The sequence below is a fragment of the Rhodococcus sp. 4CII genome (assembly GCF_014256275.1).
GTDB lineage: Bacteria > Actinomycetota > Actinomycetes > Mycobacteriales > Mycobacteriaceae > Rhodococcus_F > Rhodococcus_F wratislaviensis_A.
In genome coordinates, this window is sequence record NZ_JACCFE010000002.1 from 6,991,873 (window position 1) to 7,010,607 (window position 18,735).

The 18,735-nt window shown below is 66.4% G+C and carries 16 protein-coding genes and 1 pseudogene; 9 read left to right on the top strand and 8 right to left on the bottom strand.

What is annotated here, in order from left to right; translation table 11 throughout:
* Nucleotides 1-28: 28 nt before the first annotated feature.
* Genes H0B43_RS33035 through H0B43_RS33065 form a run of 7 tightly spaced genes read left to right on the top strand, consistent with a single transcriptional unit; the run spans nucleotide 29 to nucleotide 7,356 of the window.
* Complete coding sequence (locus tag H0B43_RS33035) at nucleotides 29-856, top strand: IclR family transcriptional regulator (protein ID WP_185724106.1); 828 nt, start codon at nucleotides 29-31, stop codon at nucleotides 854-856.
* Between the two features lie 10 nt (nucleotides 857-866).
* Nucleotides 867-2,081 (top strand): acetyl-CoA acetyltransferase, encoded by a 1,215-nt coding sequence (locus tag H0B43_RS33040; protein ID WP_282555459.1) that lies wholly within the window; start codon nucleotides 867-869, stop codon nucleotides 2,079-2,081.
* Between the two features lie 5 nt (nucleotides 2,082-2,086).
* A complete protein-coding gene (locus tag H0B43_RS33045; protein ID WP_213015308.1) occupies nucleotides 2,087-3,703 on the top strand; it encodes an AMP-binding protein in 1,617 nt (538 codons plus the stop codon).
* The gene (locus tag H0B43_RS33050; RefSeq protein WP_312033630.1) at nucleotides 3,700-4,620 is read left to right on the top strand and encodes a PCC domain-containing protein; all 921 of its coding nucleotides are present in this window, start codon (nucleotides 3,700-3,702) and stop codon (nucleotides 4,618-4,620) included. The genes H0B43_RS33045 and H0B43_RS33050 overlap by 4 nt, the downstream gene beginning before the upstream one ends.
* Nucleotides 4,617-5,456, top strand: coding sequence for an SDR family NAD(P)-dependent oxidoreductase (locus tag H0B43_RS33055; RefSeq protein ID WP_185724102.1), 840 nt, complete (start codon nucleotides 4,617-4,619; stop codon nucleotides 5,454-5,456). Before H0B43_RS33050 ends, H0B43_RS33055 begins: the two co-directional genes overlap by 4 nt.
* The gene (locus tag H0B43_RS33060; protein ID WP_185724101.1) at nucleotides 5,453-6,844 is read left to right on the top strand and encodes an FAD-binding oxidoreductase; all 1,392 of its coding nucleotides are present in this window, start codon (nucleotides 5,453-5,455) and stop codon (nucleotides 6,842-6,844) included. Before H0B43_RS33055 ends, H0B43_RS33060 begins: the two co-directional genes overlap by 4 nt.
* A complete protein-coding gene (locus tag H0B43_RS33065; RefSeq protein ID WP_185724100.1) occupies nucleotides 6,841-7,356 on the top strand; it encodes a gamma carbonic anhydrase family protein in 516 nt (171 codons plus the stop codon). Before H0B43_RS33060 ends, H0B43_RS33065 begins: the two co-directional genes overlap by 4 nt.
* Nucleotides 7,357-7,882: 526 nt before the next feature.
* On the opposite strand, the pseudogene H0B43_RS33070 reads toward H0B43_RS33065, so the two are convergent.
* The 6 genes and pseudogenes from H0B43_RS33070 to H0B43_RS42940 form a co-directional block, all read right to left on the bottom strand.
* Nucleotides 7,883-8,113 (bottom strand): annotated as a pseudogene (locus H0B43_RS33070) (AAA family ATPase); the annotation flags it as partial.
* 238 nt (nucleotides 8,114-8,351) lie between these two features.
* Nucleotides 8,352-9,317 carry an NADPH:quinone oxidoreductase family protein gene (locus H0B43_RS33075; protein ID WP_312033629.1) on the bottom strand — a complete coding sequence of 322 codons (966 nt, stop codon included), beginning with the start codon at nucleotides 9,315-9,317 and terminating at the stop codon, nucleotides 8,352-8,354.
* Nucleotides 9,318-9,488: 171 nt separating this feature from the next.
* The gene (locus H0B43_RS33080) at nucleotides 9,489-10,472 is read right to left on the bottom strand and encodes a zinc-binding dehydrogenase (protein WP_312033628.1); all 984 of its coding nucleotides are present in this window, start codon (nucleotides 10,470-10,472) and stop codon (nucleotides 9,489-9,491) included.
* A gap of 91 nt (nucleotides 10,473-10,563) precedes the next feature.
* Nucleotides 10,564-12,042, bottom strand: a complete 1,479-nt coding sequence (gene mmsA / locus H0B43_RS33085; protein WP_185724099.1) for a CoA-acylating methylmalonate-semialdehyde dehydrogenase — start codon at nucleotides 12,040-12,042, stop codon at nucleotides 10,564-10,566.
* Between the two features lie 18 nt (nucleotides 12,043-12,060).
* On the bottom strand, nucleotides 12,061-13,485 hold the full coding sequence (locus H0B43_RS33090) for an MFS transporter (RefSeq protein WP_397517430.1): 1,425 nt from the start codon (nucleotides 13,483-13,485) through the stop codon (nucleotides 12,061-12,063).
* Complete coding sequence (locus tag H0B43_RS42940) at nucleotides 13,482-14,459, bottom strand: NAD(P)-dependent oxidoreductase (protein WP_312033994.1); 978 nt, start codon at nucleotides 14,457-14,459, stop codon at nucleotides 13,482-13,484. Before H0B43_RS42940 ends, H0B43_RS33090 begins: the two co-directional genes overlap by 4 nt.
* A 78-nt stretch (nucleotides 14,460-14,537) precedes the next feature.
* Between H0B43_RS42940 and H0B43_RS33100 the strand changes: the two genes are divergently transcribed.
* Entirely contained in the window at nucleotides 14,538-15,431 is an 894-nt protein-coding gene (locus H0B43_RS33100; RefSeq protein WP_185724097.1) for a LysR family transcriptional regulator, read from the top strand.
* Between the two features lie 843 nt (nucleotides 15,432-16,274).
* Nucleotides 16,275-16,421 carry a hypothetical protein gene (locus H0B43_RS43295; protein ID WP_185724096.1) on the top strand — a complete coding sequence of 49 codons (147 nt, stop codon included), beginning with the start codon at nucleotides 16,275-16,277 and terminating at the stop codon, nucleotides 16,419-16,421.
* A gap of 398 nt (nucleotides 16,422-16,819) precedes the next feature.
* Here the strand turns inward: H0B43_RS43295 and H0B43_RS33110 are convergent, their stop codons facing one another.
* Nucleotides 16,820-17,893: an MSMEG_0565 family glycosyltransferase gene (locus tag H0B43_RS33110; RefSeq protein ID WP_185724095.1), complete on the bottom strand. Its 1,074-nt coding sequence runs from the start codon at nucleotides 17,891-17,893 to the stop codon at nucleotides 16,820-16,822.
* Between the two features lies 1 nt (nucleotide 17,894).
* The gene (locus H0B43_RS33115) at nucleotides 17,895-18,734 is read right to left on the bottom strand and encodes a carbon-nitrogen hydrolase family protein (RefSeq protein ID WP_213016457.1); all 840 of its coding nucleotides are present in this window, start codon (nucleotides 18,732-18,734) and stop codon (nucleotides 17,895-17,897) included.
* Nucleotide 18,735 lies beyond the last annotated feature (1 nt).

Below are 18,735 nucleotides of genomic sequence, written 5' to 3' on the forward strand. Positions count from 1 at the left end.
CTAAATGCGAGTTCAGGGGGATTTCACAATGCGGAACGATTCCAGTGATCCGGTGTCGGTCCGGGCCGGCCGGGACGCACTTCCGGGTTCGCAGAGTGTGCGCCGCGCCCTCGATCTGCTGTCGATGGTGGCGGGCTTCGACCGCGTCGGCGGACTGTCCCTGGCGGAGCTCGCGTCCGAGAGTGGACTCAGCAAACCGACGGTGCACCGGTTGCTGTCGGAGTTGGTCAGCACCGGCTACCTCGAGCAGTCCGAGGACAGGCGGTATCTGCTCGGCCCGGAGGCGTACACCGTCGGCAGCGCCGCCGAACGGCGGCACGGCTTGCAGCAGCAGGCCCTGGCCTCGGTGATACGGCTGGCGCAGGTCTCCGAGGACGCGGCGTTCATCTCGGTGCGCCGCGGCACCCACTCGGTGTGCCTGCACCGGGAGGAGGGAACGTGGCCGATCCGCAGTCACGTACTCCAGGCCGGTGACCGGTACCCGCTCGGAGTCGGAGCGCACGGCTCGGCCCTGCTGGCGGCCCTGCCGCCGCAGGTCGCCGCTAGTGTGATGGCGGCCAATGCACCCGAACTCGCCCAGCGCTATCCCGAACTGACCCCGGACCGGTTGCTCGAACAAGCCGAGCGGACCCGGCGGCGCGGCGGCATCGCGGTCAACGAGGGCATGGTCGTCCCCGAATCGTGGGCGATCGGAATTGCCGTCCTCGACGCCCACGGCGAACCCGCACTCGCGCTGAGCATCGCGGCCATCAGCTCCCGGATGGGACCCGAACGGCAAGCGCGGCTGGCGATCCTGCTCAAAGAAGAAGCCGCCCGCCTCGCCCCCACCCTGCGCACCGAATCTTCAGCCATCTAGCGACCACCACCTGCGGCCATCAGCTCGTCGCCGCACCACTGACAACGGAGAGAACATGACATCTCGCACCTCCATCATCGGATGGGAACACTCCAAATTCGGCAGACTCGACCAGCCCGACGTGACCGCTCTGATCGGGTCCGTCGTTCCGGGAGCGCTCACCCACGCCCAGGTGGCGCCCGACGAGGTCGACGGCATCTTCGTCGGCGTCTACAACAACGGCTTCTCCGACCAGGACTTCCAGGCGTCCCTGGTGTCCCTGCCGATGCCCGAATTCCAGCACACCCCCGCGATGCGCGTCGAAAATGCCTGTGGCACAGGAAGTGCCGCAATCTATGCGGCGTGTGACTTCATCGACTCCGGGCGCGGCGACGTCGCGCTGGTCATCGGCGCCGAGAAAATGACCGCGGTCGACACGCCCACCGCCGGGCAGATCCTGCTCTCGGGTTGCTACCGGCCCGAAGAATCGCACGTCACCGGAGGATTCGCCGGTGTCTTCGCCGGGATCGCCCGCGCCTACGCCGAACGCTACGGAGATCCGAGCGCGGCAATGGCCGCCATCGCCGCCAAGAACCATCACAACGGCATGAGCAACCCGTACGCCCAGCTGCACAAGGATCGCGGCTTCGAGTTCTGCAACAGCGTCTCCGACAAGAACCCCTACGTCGCGCATCCGCTCCGGCGCACGGACTGCTCCCTGATCTCCGACGGAGCGGTGGCGCTGGTGATCACCAGCGCCGACCGGGCGCAGGCCGCACCGCGGCGGGTGGCGTTCCGCTCCCGCGCCCACGCCAACGACTTCCTCCCGCTCTCGCGGCGCGACCCGATTGAGTTCGCCGGCGCCCGCCTGGCCTGGAACCGGGCACTCGAGCAGGCGGCGACCTCGACCGTCGACCTCGATTTCATCGAGACCCACGACTGCTTCACCATCGCCGAGCTGATCCAGTACGAGGTGTTCGGACTGGCCGAGCGCGGCCGAGGACACGAGGTGGTCGACGAGGGGCTGGCCCTGCCCGACGGCAAACTTCCCATCAATCGCTCCGGCGGCCTGAAGGCCAAGGGGCATCCGATCGGCGCCACCGGTGTGTCGATGCACGCGATCGCCGCCATGCAGCTCACCGCCGAGGCCGGCACCTTCCAACTCCCCACCGCAGATCTCGGAGGCGTATTCAACATGGGCGGTACCGCCGTCACCAACTACGCCTCCGTGCTGGAGAGGTGGTGACGAGCATGAACGCCACCACAACGCTCACCCCGACCCTCGGCCTGCAGCGCACCACCAACCTGGCCACCCTGCTCACCCAGACCGCGGCCCGGCTGCCGGACCGGCCCGCCGTCATCCGCGGCGACACGACCTGGACGTGGGCGCAGCTCGACCACCGCGTCAACGCGCTCACCGCCGCGATGCGCGGCCACGGCCTCACCGCCGGATCGGTGGTGCTGCTGCACAGCCCCAACTGCATGGACACACTCACCGTCTTCTTCGCCACCTGGCGACTCGGCGCGATCATCGTCCCCACCAACTGCAAACTGGTGCCCGACGACGTCGTCCCCCTCGCCGAGACCGTGGCACCCGACCTGGTCATCTGCCACGACACCTGCCAGCCCCACGCGCAGGCCCTGAGCCGGTACGAGACCTGGGCGATCGGCGACGACCGCGACGCCGCACAGTTCGGCAGCGCCCACGTCGCCGAACTGATCGACAAGCATCAGGCCGACCCAGCCAGCATCGACGCACCGGTCTACGTCGGAACACCGGCCTGGTACTTCTTCACCTCCGGGACCAGCGGACGGCCGAAGGCCGCGATGCTCAACCACGACCAGATGGCGTTCGTGGTCACCAACCACCTGTGCGATCTGATGCCGCACCTGACCGACCGCGACGCCACCCTCGCGCTGGCGCCGCTCTCCCACGGGGCCGGGGTCCACGTCCTGACACACATCGCCCGCGGCGCCGCGGTCGTGCTGACGATCGGTGACACCCTCGACGCCGAGGAGGCGTGGGCGCTGATCGACCAGCACTCCGTGTCGACGATGTTCACCGTCCCGACCATCCTCAACAAGCTCGTCCAGGCCGCCGGCAACCACGATCCGGCCACCAGTAGCCTGCGCTACGTCGTCTACGCGGGTGCCCCGATGACCTCGCGTGACCAGCGGATCGCCATCGACGTCCTCGGTGAGGTCCTGGTCCAGTACTACGGCCTGTGCGAGGTCACCGGAAACATCACCGTCCTGCCCCCCGAGCTGCATGGGAAGACACCCGCACCCGACGGCATCGGCACCGCCGGCTACGCCCGCACCGGGATGACCATCAGCATCCAGGATGACGACGGCCGCGAACTGCCCGCCGGGGAGCGCGGCGAGATCTGCGCTGCCGGGCCGGCCGTGTTCGCGGGATACCTCGACAATCCCGAGGCCAACCGGAAAGCCTTCCGCAACGGCTGGTTCCGCACCGGCGACCTCGGCTACCTCGATGCGTCCGGGCTGCTGTACATCACCGGGCGCGCCTCGGACATGTTCATCTCCGGTGGCTCCAACATCGACCCCCGCGAGGTGGAAGAGAAGCTGCTCAAGCATCCGGATGTCGAGGCGGTCGGTGTCGTCGGCGCCCCCGACCCGACCTGGGGCGAAGTCGGATACGCCCTCTGCGTCGTCCGCCCGGGATCGGACCTGACCACCGACGAGCTGGCGACCTGGTGTCGATCGAACATGGCCCGATACAAGGTGCCCAAGCGGATCGAATTCATCGCGGCACTGCCCACCTCCGGATACGGAAAGGTCACCACCATCCTGCTCAAGGAGGAGTTCATCCGGTTGGGTCTGTGGCCGAGCGAGGCCGCCTCGTGAGCGCCCCCCACACCTCGCTGCTGATGGGTGTGCCGCAACTCGAGCACCCGGGACCGCCCGCCGCGCGGCGCGTGGATGCGTATCCTGCCACCCTGCATCACCTCGACACCGAGCTCCCCGCGGGCCGGTCGTTGCTCCCGGCCCTGCACGACGCCGTGTTCGAACGCGGATTCACCAGTGCCTTCGGGGAACTGCGCGGGGGAGGGTTCACCGAATTCGACTACTACATTCCCTCGATCTGCCACGCCGGCACGAGTGTGGCCACCTTCAGCGAGCCCCGGCGCGGACACGGACCCGCGGCGTTCGTCCGGGGTGGGGTGACCATCGGCAAGCGCGACGGGAAGGTCTTCGCGCACTGCCACGCCATGTTCGTCGGCGCCGACGGCATCATGCGCGCCGGGCACCTCATTCCGGACTCGGTGCTGCTCGGCGCCGGTGTGCGGGCCGACCTGTACGCCACCGCCGACGTCGCCATGACGGTAACCCCGGACCCGGAGATCAACTTCCCGGTGTTCCAACCACAACCGGTCCACGAAACCACCACCACCCACGAGGGTGGGCTGCGCTCGGTGGTGGCCCGCATCCACCCCAACGTCGACATCGTCGCCGCCGTCGAGCACCTCGCCGAAACCCACCGGTTCGACACCGCGATCGTGCGCGGCAAGGTCGGCTCCTTCGTCGGCGCGACCCTCACCCAGGGCGATCACGTCATTACCGCACCCGGGCCCGCCACCGAAGTGATGTACCTCGACGGGGCGGTCACACCCGACGCCGACGGCCGACCACGTGCCGAGTTGTCCTGCGCTGCAGTGGGAATCGACGGAAACGTGTACACGGGGTCGGTGGTGCGCGGCCGCAACCCGGTCGCCATGACCTTCGAGCTTGCCCTGTCCGAACCAGATAGGACCATCCAGTGATCGACATCCTCCGACAGACCACCCCGCCGCGGGACAGCGGTGACGCATCCCTCGACGGGAAGGTCGCCCTGCTGTTCGGTGCGGGCACCGCACCCGACGGGTGGAGCAACGGCGGCGCCGCCGCGCTGACCTACGCCCGCGCCGGCGCCACCGTCATCTGCGGCGACATCGACGCCGCGGCCGCGACCCGCGTCGCGGACGCCATCACCGCCGACGGCGGCACGGCGACCGCACTGCAGGTCGACGTCACCACCGAAGACTCCGTGGCCGCCGCCGTCGCCACGGTGATCGACCAGCATCACCGTGTCGACATCGTGCACAACAACGTCGGCGTGACCAGGATGGGAGATCCCGTCAGCCTCTCCACTGAGGACTGGCGCCGCGCGCTCGACATCAACCTCACCAGCGTCTTCCACTCCTGTAAATACGTGCTACCGCACATGCGCGAGGCCAAAACAGGGTCCATCATCAACATCTCGTCACTTGCCGCCATCCGCCACACCGGACTGCCCTACAGCTCCTACTACGCGACGAAGGCAGCGGTCAACCATCTGACCAGCACACTCGCCGTCGACGAAGCCGCCCACGGTATCCGAATCAACGCCATCATGCCGGGACTGATCGACAGTCCACTGATCTACCGCCAGATCGCCGGCCAGTACGCCGACGCGGACGAGATGGTCGCCGCCCGCAACGCGATCGCCCCCATCGGCCGCATGGGCACCGTCTGGGAACTCGCCGCCGCCTCCCGCTTCCTGGCCAGCGACGCCGCCAGCTACATCACCGGCGTCTGCCTGGCAGTCGACGGCGGACTCGGAACGCGGTGCATCGCATGACCGACACCCTGACCGCCGCCGCGGCATCCACCGCACTACTCGACGCCCTCCCCACGAGTTGCACCACGACCGACCCCGCCATCCTCGAAACGTACTCGCGGGATCAGGCCAGCTGGGCGACCCACGGCACCCCCATCGCACTCGTCCGCCCCACCACCAAAGACGAAGTGCAACAGACGGTGCGCGCCTGCTACGAGCACCACGTGCCCGTCGTCGCCCGCGGCGCCGGCACCGGTCTCGCCGGAGCGGCGAACGCCGTCGACGGTGCAGTCGTGATCTCGTTCGAGAAGATGAACCGCATCAAGACGATCGACACTCTCGAACGCTTTGCCGTCGTCGAACCCGGTGTCGTCAACGACGACCTGCGGGCCGCCTGCGCCACCGAAGGGCTCTGGTACCCACCCGACCCCGCGAGCTCTTCCTGGTCCACCCTCGGTGGGAACGTCGCCACCAACGCAGGCGGCCTGTGCTGCGTCAAGTACGGCGTCACCCGGGACTATGTGCTGGCCCTCGAAATCGTCACCGGAACTGGCGAACTCACCACCGTCGGCCGCCGTACCGCGAAGGGCGTCGCAGGGTACGACCTGGTCGGACTCCTCACCGGGTCCGAGGGCACCCTCGCTATCGTCACCGAGATCACCGTCCGCCTGCGCCCCCTGCAAGCGCCGCCCACCACGATCGTCGGTTCCTTCGACTCCACAGTCGACGCTGGAAACGCCGTCCGCGCCGTCGCCCGCGCCGGACTCACGCCGGCAGCCCTCGAACTCATGGACCGCCACTGCCTCGAAGCGATCGACCAGTGGAAAAAGATGGACCTGTCCACCGACGCCAACGTCCTGCTCCTCGCCCGCACCGACACCCCCGGAGACACCGGTGCCGAGGAGGCCGATGCCATCGCGGAGTGCTTCACCAGCGCCGGCGCCACCTGGGCGATGCGCTCGAGCGATCACGACGAGGCCGAAGCTCTGTTCGCCGCCCGCAAACTCGCCTACCCCGCCGTCGAACGACTCGGCAACGTCCTCACCGAAGACGTCTGCGTCCCGAAAGACCAGCTGCCCGCCATGCTCGCCGCGGTCGAGGACATCGCTCACCGCAACGACACCCTCGTCGCGACCATCGCCCACGCCGGCGACGGCAACCTGCACCCGCTCATCGTCACCACCCCCGGTGACACCGACCAGGAAGCCCGCGCCCACCGGGCGTTCGAGGAGATCATGGACGTGGCACTCGACCTCGGCGGCACCATCACCGGCGAGCACGGCATCGGCACACTCAAAATGAGTGGCCTCACCCGGGAACTGCCCCTGCCGGTGCAGGCAATGCAGACCGCCATCAAAAACGCCCTCGACCCACGCGGCATCCTCAACCCCGGAAAGGTCCTCGAGTGACGACCTGGATCACCATCAACCAGCACACACCCACCGTCGCCGCCACCGCATGGGTGGCACCGAACGCCACCCTCATCGGTGACGCACACCTCGGCGACGAGGTCAGCCTCTGGTACAACGCAGTCGTACGCGCCGACGCGGACCGCATCACCATCGGAGCACGCAGCAACATCCAGGATGGATGCGTGCTCCACGCAGACCCCGGAGCCCCCCTGACCATCGGATCCGGAGTCTCCGTCGGACACAACGCCGTCCTGCACGGCTGCACCATCGACGACGACGTCCTGATCGGCATGGGCGCGATCGTGATGAACCGCGCCAAAATCGGACGAGGAACCATCATCGCGGCCGGCGCCCTTGTCTCCGAAGGAGTCGTCATCGAACCCAACTCACTCGTCGCGGGCATACCCGGCAAAGTTCGGCGCACCTGCACCCAGGACGAACTCGACCAGATACGACGCAACGCCGACAACTACGTCAACAGAATGACCCATTACACCCCCAAATTTTGAAGCGGACCTCCCCAGCCCGGCACGTTCAGTGAGTGAGAGTCCCCGTCGGGGAGTAAGTACCGAGCGCGACCAGTTCGATCTCTCATATGGGTTCTTCCACCACGGTGCTCGCCGTCGCGTAGCGGACGTGACTGCCGGATTCGGGAGGGTAATCGTTTCGTCGACGCTGTTCCATCGTGCCTGCAACGAATCGGTCGTAAGGACGGTGCCGGTGAAGCACGCGCAGGATTTCCGGTGAAGCAAGTGCAGGGGAGGACGGTATCGGATCCTGGCTACCGGCCCAGCCAACGGGGTTAACGATGATCCAGAAGGGCAGCGACTCCCTCGCGCGAGTCGGACGGTGCGCGAATGAGTTTCTTCGCACGCATCGTTGTCTTCCACCCGGTCGTGTTGTCCTCGGCCGACGGCGATTCGACAGCCGCGATGACCGGCTTGTGCAGAGTGCGGCCGGCGATGCCGCGGTCACCTGTCCGGTGAAGAATCGGCCGAATTCATGCGCGGCCTCGATCACCGCACAGTACCCGGCGACGCTGGCCTGGGTGCCCTCGAGGATCTTCAGCAGCGCCTGCTGCACACCCTCACCGGACACGTCACGCGTGATCGACGGGTTCTCGCTCTTGCGAGCGATCTTGTCGACCTCGTCGATGTAGATGATGCCGGTCTCGGCGCGCTTGACGTCGTAGTCCGCGGCCTGGATGAGTTTGAGGAGGATGTTCTCGACGTCCTCACCGACGTAACCGGCCTCGGTGGGACCGGTACATCTTCCGCGACGGCCGCGGCACGGACGGCGCGGAGCCGCACGCCGATGGTGGCGACCACGGGCATATCGGACGTCGATGATTCGGTGAGCACTTCAAGGCTGGACACCGTGAGCTGATCCTTCAACGGCAGGTGGCCGACATCGCGAGATGGCGGTTGCGATTGCTCTCTAGACATTGGATCGAAGCTGTTGCGACACGGACTTGTGTTGTGAGTGCGTGTGCCGGGTGTGTGGCTCACCGCAGAGCGAGCACGATCTTTCCGCGGACGGTACGGTCCTCGAGCCTGCGTAGCGCGTCGGCAGCCTCGTCGAGGGGGACGGTCGTGGGCTCTGTGATGGTCAGGTCCCCGCTGCCGAGCAGCGGTTCGAGCACGGACCACTGCTGTGCTGGGTACGCGGGGTCGGCGCGCATATATTCGCCCCACCCCGCCCCGACTACCGAAATATTTTTCAGGAGAAGTCGATTGACCTTCACGGTGGGTATCTGGCCGGAGGTGAAGCCGAGGACGACTACGCGGCCACCGGATGCCAGGCTGCGCAGGGTGTCGGTGAACCGAGCGCCGCCGACCGGGTCGAGGACGATGTCGACTCCTCGACCGCCTGTGATCTCGAGGACACGATCCTTGAATCCGTCGACTCCGATGACATGGGTGGCTCCGTGCGCCCGGGCAACATCTGCCTTGGCGTCCGTGCTGACCACGGCAATCGTGTCGAGCCCGAGCGCCGACGCCACGCGGAGAGCGGCAACACCGATCCCACCGGCGGCCCCGTGCACGAGCACGGTCTCGCCGGGACGGTACCGAGCGCGCTCGTCGAGGGCGAAGTGCACGGTCAGGAAATTGAGCAGTAGTCCCGCGGCTGCGGTGAAGGTGACGCTGTCGGGCAGCGGAAGCACCGACTGCGGGTCGACCACCACGGTTTGTTGCCACGTTCCGGCGTCGGTGAGTACTCCCACCCGCTGGCCGGGGGTGAGTCCGTGTCCTTCGGGTGCGGTGCGCACGATCCCGGCGCCCTCCATGCCCAGTAGCGCCGGCAGCGGACGGACCAATTGGTACCCGGCGCGGGACTGCAACAGATCGGGAAAGGACACCCCCGCGGCGTGCATGTCCACCACTACGCGTCCGTCACCGACGGGTTCGTCGGTGTCGACGATGCGTAGGCCGTCGGGCCCGGTGTACTCGACAAGGTGTGCTGCGCGCACGGATGCCTCTTTTCGTTGTGCTGCGGGTTACGTGGCGCCTCGTGCCGGGTGAGGCAATACGAGGCGCCCGGGTATTCACCGTCGCCGCGGACGGCGACGCTTTCCGGAAACCGGCTGACGGGAGGCCAGCTCGGGTGGTGACGCCGCCACTCAGTGGGTACGGCGCCGAACTCATCCCACTGTGAGCACGAGCTTGCCGACGTGCTTGTTGTCGGCGAGTCCTTCCTGGGCCTCGAGGACCCTGTCCCACGAGTAGGTGTCATGGATCAACGGCCGCAGAGCGTCCGCGTTCTTCTCCAGGTCGACGATCCGCAGACCTTGGGCGATGGCGAACTTCTCCTCGTCGCTGCGGGTTCGGAAGGTCACGCCGATCAGCTCCACCCGCTTGCGGGCGAGTTCCTCCATGTCCAGCGTCCCGCTGGCACCGCCCAGCCGACCGACCCCGACGATGCGTCCCCTGATCGCCGCCGCGCGCAGGTTGTCCTCGAGGTAGGGCCCGCCGACGTGATCGAGGATCACATCGGCACCCTTTCCGTCCGTCCGCTCGAGAATGCGATCGGCGAAGTTGGTGTCCGAAACGTCGATCAGCTCGTCCAAACCGAGACCTTCGAGTACCTGGGCGTGGGTGTGCGACCGCGCAGTGCCGTACACGCGCTGGGCGCCGAGGACCTTCGCCAGCTGGATCGCCTGGGTGGCGACGCCCGACGCTGCGGCATGCACCAGAACCGTCTCCCCCGGCTGCAACCGCGCCGCCGTGACCAGCGCGTTGTGTTCGGTCATCAGGGCCGTGATCGCGGCGGCGCCCTCCGCGAAGGACCACGACCTGGGTACCGGCACCGCCGCGGCGGCCGGCACGATGACTTCTTCAGCCAGACCTCCGGGGACCATCGCCATGACGCGATCGCCCTTGTGGATTCCGGTGACATCGGGGGCCACCTCGATGACTTCTCCGCAGGCGTCCAGCCCCGCGACCGCGGGACCCGCACCGGCGGCCGCCGGGGTGTGAGTGCCCGCCCGAATAAGTAGATCCGCACGGTTGATCGACGCGGCGCGCACCGAGACGCGCACGCATCCCGGGATGAGTTCGGGTGCATCGATCGTGGACAACGTGGGAGTGACGGTTCCGTCGATCGGCTCGAGCAACACTGCCTGCACGGTTTTGACCTCGCTACATCTTGATCGGGTGGTGGATGGTCGGGTGGTCGCGGCGCTCGTCGTGCCGCGACCACCCGCGGTTGTAGGGTTCTCAGTTGGGTCGGAAGCCGAAATCCATGCCGGCGTTGGTTTCCCACCGCGAGGTGACGTACTTCGGGCGAGTGTAGAAGCTCCACGACGCGTTGTTCAGGCCGGTGTCGCCGTAGACCGAATCCTTCCACCCCTGGACCGCGTAGGTGGCTACAGGAACGGGGATGGCGACGTTTACGCCGACCATGCCTGCGGTCGCTTCCCTGGTGAACTGGTTGGCGGCCGAGCCGTTGTTGGTGAAGATCGAGGCGCCGTTGCCGTAGCGGTGGTTCTTGATCAGCGCGATTGCCTCGTCGAGCGTATCGACGTTGAGCACGACGAGCACCGGGCCGAAGATCTCCTGCTGGTAGGCGGCGGAGTCGGTCGGCAGACCGGCAAGAATGACCGGTCCCACGAAGTAGCCCTCCTCGTAACCAGGCACCTGCTCACAGCTGCGATCGACCACCGCGGTCGCTCCATCGGCGATACCGGTCTTGACCAACTCCTGGATGCGCTGCTGCGCCCGACGGCTCACCACCGGACCCACCTCGGTGCCAGGCACCACACCGGCGTTCATACGAACAGCTTCGGCGCGGGGTACGAGCCGCTCGAGCAGGGCTTCGTACACGTCCCCGACGACGACGGCCACCGAGATCGCCATGCACCGCTGCCCGGCCGCCCCGAACGCCGAGGAGGTGAGCTGGTCGGCGACGGTGTCGAGGTCGGCGTCGGGCATGACAACCATGTGGTTCTTCGCCCCACCGAAGGCCTGGCAGCGCATCCCGGCCACCGCGGTCCGCTGGTAGAGGATGTGCGCGACATCGCTGGAACCGACGAACGAGGCGGCCTGGGTGCGCGGGTCGTCGATCAGGTGATTGACCGTATCCTGCTGCCCGTGCACGACGTTGAGAACACCGTCGGGCAGACCCGCTTCCTGGAACAGCTCCGCTATCCGCACGGCCGTCCCGGGGTCCTGCTCGCTGGGCTTCCAGATGAAGGTGTTTCCCGCCGCGAGGGACACCGACACCATCATCAGGCCCATCATGGCCGGGAAGTTGAACGGTGTGATGCCGATGCAGATGCCGACCGGGTGCATCATCGATCGGGTGTCGATGTTGGGTCCGGTCTGCAACGAGGTGCTTCCGTGTGCGAGAGCTGGTCCGCCGCAAGCCAGTTCGACCGACTCGGCCGCGCGAATGATCTCGCCGGCAGCATCGTCGAGGGTCTTGCCGTGCTCGGAGGTGATCAGCTGGGCAAGTTCGTTCTTGTTGGCCAGAAGCAGATCGCGGAACCGGAACAGCACGTGGGCGCGCTTGGACATGTTGGTGTCGGCCCATAAATCCGCGGCAGCCTCCGCGGCATCGATTGCCGAAGCAGTGACCGCGTCGTCTGCAAGCCAGACCTCGGCGACGACCTGGTCGGTGGCGGGATCGGTGACCGGGTGCAACTGGGAGCCAGCGTCGACGGGCTTGCCGTTGATCCAATGAGAGACAGTACGCATTACGTTTGATACTCCTTGTTACTTGATATGTGCAGTAGTGGATTCGGCGAGGAAGTCGTCACCCGGCCGAATGATGCTGCCGTTGACCAGGCCGGCCTCGGCGTCGACGGCGTTGAGGGACTTGCCCTTAGTCTCGCGCATGAAGATCACCGAGATCACCGAGATCACCGAGGCGATGGTGAGATACACCGCGATCGGTAGCCAGGACTCGTACTCGCGCAGCAACCAGGTCGCGATGACCGGTGCGAGGGAGCCGGCGAGCACGGTGGCGACCTGGTTACCGAGGGACACACCGACGTACCGCATGTTGGTGGGGAACATCTCGGCCAGCATCGAGGGCTGCAGCGCGTACATCGTGGCATGGATGACCAGACCGACGATGAGGGCGGTCAGGATCAGTGCCGACTGGCCGGTGTTCATCAGCGGGAACGCGACGAAACCGTACCCTCCCGCGAGAACCGCGCCAGCCATGTACACCGGCCGACGGCCCCACTTGTCCGACAATCGTCCGAACGTGAGGATGGCGACGGACTGTGTCAGGTGAGCGGCCAGCATCAACGTCAGGATGGTGCGGGTAGCAAGGCCCAGTTCGAGTTTCAGGTACGTCAGCGAGAAGGTGACGATGATGTAATAGAGGATGTTCTCGACCACTCGGCTGCCCATGGCGGTGAGGACTTCACGTGGGCGGGCCTTGAACACCCGCTTGATCGCATCAACGAGGCCTTCTGCATGCGAATCCTCCTCCAGGTTCTGGAAGATAGGTGAATCCTCGACGGACCGGCGGATGAACCAGCCGACCAGAACGATGATCGCCGAGGTGAAGAAGGCGATACGCCAACCCCAGCTCAGGAACGCCTCTTCCGACATGATCTGGGACAGACCGAGCATGACGATGGTGGCGAGCGCGTTGCCGAACGGGGCGCCGAGTTGCGGGAAGCTGGACCAGAAGCCGCGCTTGTCGGCCGGACTCTGTTCCGCCACGAGCAGGACTGCGCCGCCCCATTCGCCGCCGACGGCGATGCCTTGGATGAACCGCAGCACCACCAGGGCGATCGGTGCGAGATAACCGATCTGGTCGAACGAGGGGATCGCGCCGATCAAAAACGTCGACGCACCGATCATCAGAAGGGAGACCTGCAGGAGCTTTTTCCGACCGTACTTGTCACCGAAGTGCCCGAACAGCAGGCCACCGATCGGTCTCGCGATGAAACCGACCGCGTAGGTCAGTAGTGCTGCGATCACCCCGTCGAGCGGGTTCCCGGTGGAATGGAAGAACAACTGGCCGAAGACCAGCGCAGCCGCCATACCGTAGAGGAAGAACTCGTACCACTCTGCGACGGTGCCGGCCATCGACGCCGCCACCACCTTGCGGAAGTAGGACATCGGAACCGAAGCGTTCTCACCGGCCACCGTCTTGCCTCCCTGAACTTCGCGGCCGGTCATGACACGGCTCCGTCGAGTTCGCGGTCGAGAGCACCCGACGCCACGTGCACCAGAGCCGAGAAGTCCTGACCGCCCAGCCCCGCCTCGATCATCCGGTCGAGGCGACGGGCCACCTCCGCGGTCATGCCGAGATCCACCGGATGGCCGGCCGCCGAGGTCAGTGCGAGCCCGACGTCCTTGCGCATCAGCGCCGTAGTGAAGCCAGGTGTGAAGTCGTCGTTTGCCGGCGCGTTGTCCACCACACCGGCGACGGGATAGAAGTTGCGCAGCACCCAGCTGTCACCGGAGGAGACCTTCACGATCTCGACCAGAGTCTTGTGCTCCAGGCCGAGTCGCTCGCCCAGGACGGCGGCTTCGGCGACGCTGGCCATGTTCATGGCCAGCATCATGTTGTTGACCGTCTTGGCGCTCTGTCCGCATCCGACCTCACCGACATGGAAGATCCTTGATCCCATGGCCTCCAGGAAAGGCGTCAAAACTGTCACGGCTTGGTTCGGGCCGCCGACCATGAAAGTCAGGGTGCCGGCATGGGCGCCGGGCGTGCCACCGGAGACGGGGGCGTCGAGGAACCGTCGTCCTGAGGGCACAACAAATGCGGCGAGTTCGCGGGCGTCGGGTCCGCTGATCGTCGAGCAGTCGACGATCAGTGCGTCCTCGGCGGTCGCCTCGAGCAGACCGGGTGTCGACAACGCGCGGTGGACATGTGCGTATGTGGGCAGCATCGTGAAGACGACGTCGGCTCCCGAGGCCGCCTCGACCGGCGAGAGACACGGCCGGATTCCGGCGAGTCGAGCAGCTTCGGATGCGTCGGCACTGGGATCGAAACCCTGCACGTCGAACCCTTGGGCACGCAGTTGAGAGGCCATGGGTAGGCCCATGTGACCGAGACCGAGCCAACATACCGTTGACATGCGGGTCTCCCTTCGTTCGGTTTCTACCTGTGGAGTGGTCGCGCAACCTCCATCGAGTGTGATGGCTGATACACCGTGCCGGTAGGTTCAATCCCGAGCATCAGCTGTGCGAGAATGCACAACACCGGAAGGAAGACCCCGATGCGCGCCGACGACCTGCTGGTCCTGCTCGAGATCGCCCGATGCAAATCACTCGTCGGAGCCGGCGCTGCCCTCGGCCTGAACCACACCACCGTCTCCCGACGCATCGCGGCTCTCGAACGAGAGCTGAATGCACCGGTCATCTCGCGATCCGCCCAAGGATGTGAACTGACCGAACTCGGAAACAGCCTCCTCGGCTCCTGCGAGCAGATCGAGACGGCGCTCTTCGATGCACGCGACTACGCACACCGTCGCAAATCCGATCAGTCACTGTCCGGTCTGGTGCGCGTGGCCACCACCGAAGCGTTCGGGGCCTACTTCGTCACCCCGGTTCTCGCCGATCTGCACAAGATCAACCCCGAGCTTCAGGTCGAGATCGTCACCCAAACTCGGCTGAACCCGTACAGCTCCGGAGCAGATATCGAGATCGGGGTCGGAGAACCCGTCCTCGGCCGACTCGGAGCGGAAGCTCTCACCCAGTACTCACTCGGTCTGTATGCCTCGGACGAATACGCTCGAGATCACGGACTTCCGCATTCGACCGACGAACTACGCCTACATTCCCTGATCTACTACATCGAAGGCCTCCTGCGCGTCGAAGACCTGGTCGTTCTCGGCCAGTTGACCACACAACGGCACGCCACTTTCGCGTCAACGAGCGTGCAAGCCCAGGCCATCGCCACGTTGGCGGGCGCCGGCATCGGACTGCTCCCCGCATACGTAGCCGATCGTGAGCCGACTCTGCAACGAGTCCTCTTCCCGGAGGTGCGCATCGTTCCCGAGTACACCGCATGGCTGGCGTCCGGCCGACTTCGCAGACCCGCAGCGCCAGCAGTGATGCAGGCCATCCGCGAGGCTGTCGCCGAGCGGCAATCCGAGTTGCTACCTGAATAGCGCGGGAGAAGAAAGGCCGGACTTCAGTGCTGTTGACTCTTCGAATACTTCCTTCCCTCCAACAACGGCACCGCGGTTCCGGGTCAGGTGTCGCCTGCCACGAGCATGGGACCGCCCTGGTCTGAGTTCTGCCTCTCTGATGGGCCCGGCCAGTCGTGCCGGGAGTCCTTGGCGATACCAGCGTGACGCGGTCTGCTGAGACACTTTCAGCTCGACCGCCACATCCACATGCCGCCGCCCGCACCCGAACTGGTTTCCTTCCCTGCCGTTCATCAATTATCAAGCAGCTCGGCACAAATGAAGTGCAACGACGCACCCTATTACCGAAAGATCGTTAATGGTCAGTGTGACGGACTCCGCGTCGTCGTACCTGACAAACCTGCTGATTCTGCGGATCGGCCAGGGGAGTGTTCTCATACCCGACTGGCGACCCACCGGCTCACCGCCGCCCAACGGGGCGAATCGGGAGGTTGGGTCACGTCGATGCCCTGTCCCGTGCTGCGCCCGACGCCCGCGTGAGCGCGGCAGGGGACTTGAATCGTCCATGGTCGCCGCCCTCCGTGGTGCGGCGGCAGCGCGGCTTCTGTTGACGACTGGCCAGGGTCAAAGGTTGAACCGGTCGATGAGCCACTGCACTGCGGTCGGATTGTCGAGGAGCAGCCCCGCGGTATGACCCGCACCCCGAGTTGCGTTAGCAGAGGGGGTGTGTCGAGGTTTCTTCGACGGGCTCGACTGGGTGGCCACCGCTCCGCCCACTGTCGCCCTGGGCCACAAAGATTTTCGGCGGCGACGTACCGTCGTATTCGGCTGGGTGTTCACGTCGCACCAGAGCGGGGCGGCCTCGTGGCCTTCGTCGCCGGACTCGTCCGCGACGAGTTCGACGGTTACGACGCCGGGTTCTTCGTGGCAGGCGGGCTGGGTGAGCTCGCCGTGGTGATGTCGCTCGCCATGGTCTCGAAGACCGAGCGCCTCCGGACTCTTGCGACGTAGGCTCGCGCACGGAGCGGACCACCAGGACAAACCGCGGCAGGGCCCGACAAGTACTTGTCGCCCGCAAATCCTCGAGGGCGGACCGTCGACGCACCATCTACTGCATGCAACCCGCGGCTATCCCGGCAAAGGCGTGACCCGCGAGACCTTCGGGGGACCGTCGACCTCGACGAATTCCTCGAGATCTCCGTGGAGTCGCTGCCGCGTTGCGCGCCCCGGGCGCGAACGACCACGATGAGCCGAACCCATCCGGTCATGAGCGTGGCGAGTGCTGCCGCATCGACCACAGGGGGATGTGCTGCGCGCCCGCGCGAGAGATTCAGACGATGCCATGGGCCAATCGATGTCTCGGCGAAGCGAATTCGAGGTCTTCGATCGATTTTCGGCCCGCTCGTTTCTCAGTGCCCCATCTCGGCGTAGAACTTTAGATGCGCGCTGGCGGTGTCGTCCCAGCTGTGCCCGCGTGCCAGTGCGCGGCCGCGGTAGACCTGGTCGGCGTCGCCGGGCCGCCGGAGGGCGTCAGCCATCTGCTGGTGGGTGGATGCGAACCGAACGGTGCTGCCGAAGACCTCGCGCAGGACGGGGAGGTCGCGGGCCACCACCGGTACTCCCGCGGCGAGGGCTTCCATTGCGGCGAGGCCGAAGCCCTCCTTGGTGGAGAGGAACGCGAAGACGGTGGCCTGGGCGACGAGGGAGGGCAGGGCGTCGTCGTCGACGGTGCCGAGGATGGTCGGCCGTACGTCGAGCTGGGTGCATCGCGCATCGAAGTCGTCGCGGTACCCCCGATAGTCGAACAGTGTCTCGCCGCCGGCGAATACCAGTTTCAGGTCCGGTCTGTCGCGGCGAAGCAGGGCGTAGGCCTCGACGAGGTCGATGCTGCCCTTGCGGGGCTCGATGCCGCCGACGGCCAGTACGTAGTCGCCGAGTTTCTCGGCCCAGCGACGCCGTCCTGCGTCGTCGCGGACTGCTTTTTCGAATCGGGCTGCGTCGACGCCGTTCGGGATGACGGTGGGGTCGAGTCCCCACCTGGTGTGTACCTCTGCGGCAACGGCTTCGGAAACGCAGATCCGCGCGTACGGTTCCACGACCGCGCGTTCGTGACAGGCGGCGAGTGCGGGGGTGGTGAACTGGTCGAGGTGGTGAATGGTGCGGATGCATCGGCCGACGGCGTTGGCGCTGATGCAGTCCTGGGCATGCACGATGTCGTAGGCGTCGGGTGTGAACGCGCCGCGGAGCACGGCGATGGACCGCAGGATCCGGTCGCCGACATTCTCCCCCTCGATTGCCGCGAACGGCACGACACGGACGGTGACGGCAGGGTCAACCCTGCGGAAGAAGGCGCCGTCGCCGCCGCGTCCGAGCGACCACACGGTGACCTCGGCGCCCTGCCGCGCCAGGGCCTCGGCCAAGGCCAGGGTGTGGACGACGCCGCCTCGCGGTTTCGTGGAGTACGTCAGCAGTGCGATACGCACGTCAGGGTGTGCCTTTCTCGAGCAGTGATCGGTAGGTGTCGATCCGGCGTTCCTCCAGATGTCGCAGCACCTTTCGAGCCCGGTCGACTTCGTGGTCGATGTCGAGGTCGGCGACGGCGAGCCCGCCTTTGACGCCGGTGCGGGCGAGCACGTCACCACCCGGGCCCACCACCTTCGCCTGTCCCAGGAACCGTAAGCCACCCTGGATGCCGGTCTGGTTCGACGACACCAGCACTACCTGGTTTTCGGCCGCCCGGGCCGAGTCGTAGAGGTCGAACAGCCGGGACTGGCGGTCCTGGGCCAGTCGTTCGGCGCGGTCGGTGATACTTGCGGGCCACGCGGAGAGAGCGCAGACGATCCGCGCCCCGTCGAGGGCGAGGGTGCGGGCGGCTTCCGGAAAGGTTTTGTCATAGTCGATGAGCATGCCCATCCGGCCGACCGGGGTGTCGAACGCAGTGAAGGCGTCCCCTGCGGCGTATGCGAGCGACTCCCCGGCAGGCTGGTGCACCTTCCGATGGCTGCCGAGGATCCCGTCCCCGGTGACGCACGCCGCGGTGTTGTAGCGGACACCGTCGGCCAATTCGGTGTAGCCGATGCAGACGGTCATCGATCCCGCCATCCGTGCGATCGCCTTCAGTTCCGGCCCGTCCGCGTCGAGAGCAGGCGGGAGCTCGTCCGGGTCGGGGCAGCGCAGGTCTGATATGTAGCCCCCGAGGCAGGCATCGGGGAGGACCAGCAGGTCGATGCCATCGTCGCGGGCCTTGGCGACGAGCGTGTCGAGCTTGAGCAGTGCACGCTCGACGTCCCGGCCGAAGTGCCCGGCCAGTGCAGCCAGCCTCATG

Coding starts and splice junctions, on each gene's coding strand:
- H0B43_RS33090 (WP_397517430.1), bottom strand. CDS start 13,485: ATGACCGGCCGCGAAGTTCAGGGAGGCAAGACGGTGGCCGGTGAGAAC.
- H0B43_RS33045 (WP_213015308.1), top strand. CDS start 2,087: ATGAACGCCACCACAACGCTCACCCCGACCCTCGGCCTGCAGCGCACC.
- H0B43_RS33035 (WP_185724106.1), top strand. CDS start 29: ATGCGGAACGATTCCAGTGATCCGGTGTCGGTCCGGGCCGGCCGGGAC.
- mmsA (WP_185724099.1), bottom strand. CDS start 12,042: ATGCGTACTGTCTCTCATTGGATCAACGGCAAGCCCGTCGACGCTGGC.
- H0B43_RS33060 (WP_185724101.1), top strand. CDS start 5,453: ATGACCGACACCCTGACCGCCGCCGCGGCATCCACCGCACTACTCGAC.
- H0B43_RS33100 (WP_185724097.1), top strand. CDS start 14,538: ATGCGCGCCGACGACCTGCTGGTCCTGCTCGAGATCGCCCGATGCAAA.
- H0B43_RS33115 (WP_213016457.1), bottom strand. CDS start 18,734: ATGAGGCTGGCTGCACTGGCCGGGCACTTCGGCCGGGACGTCGAGCGT.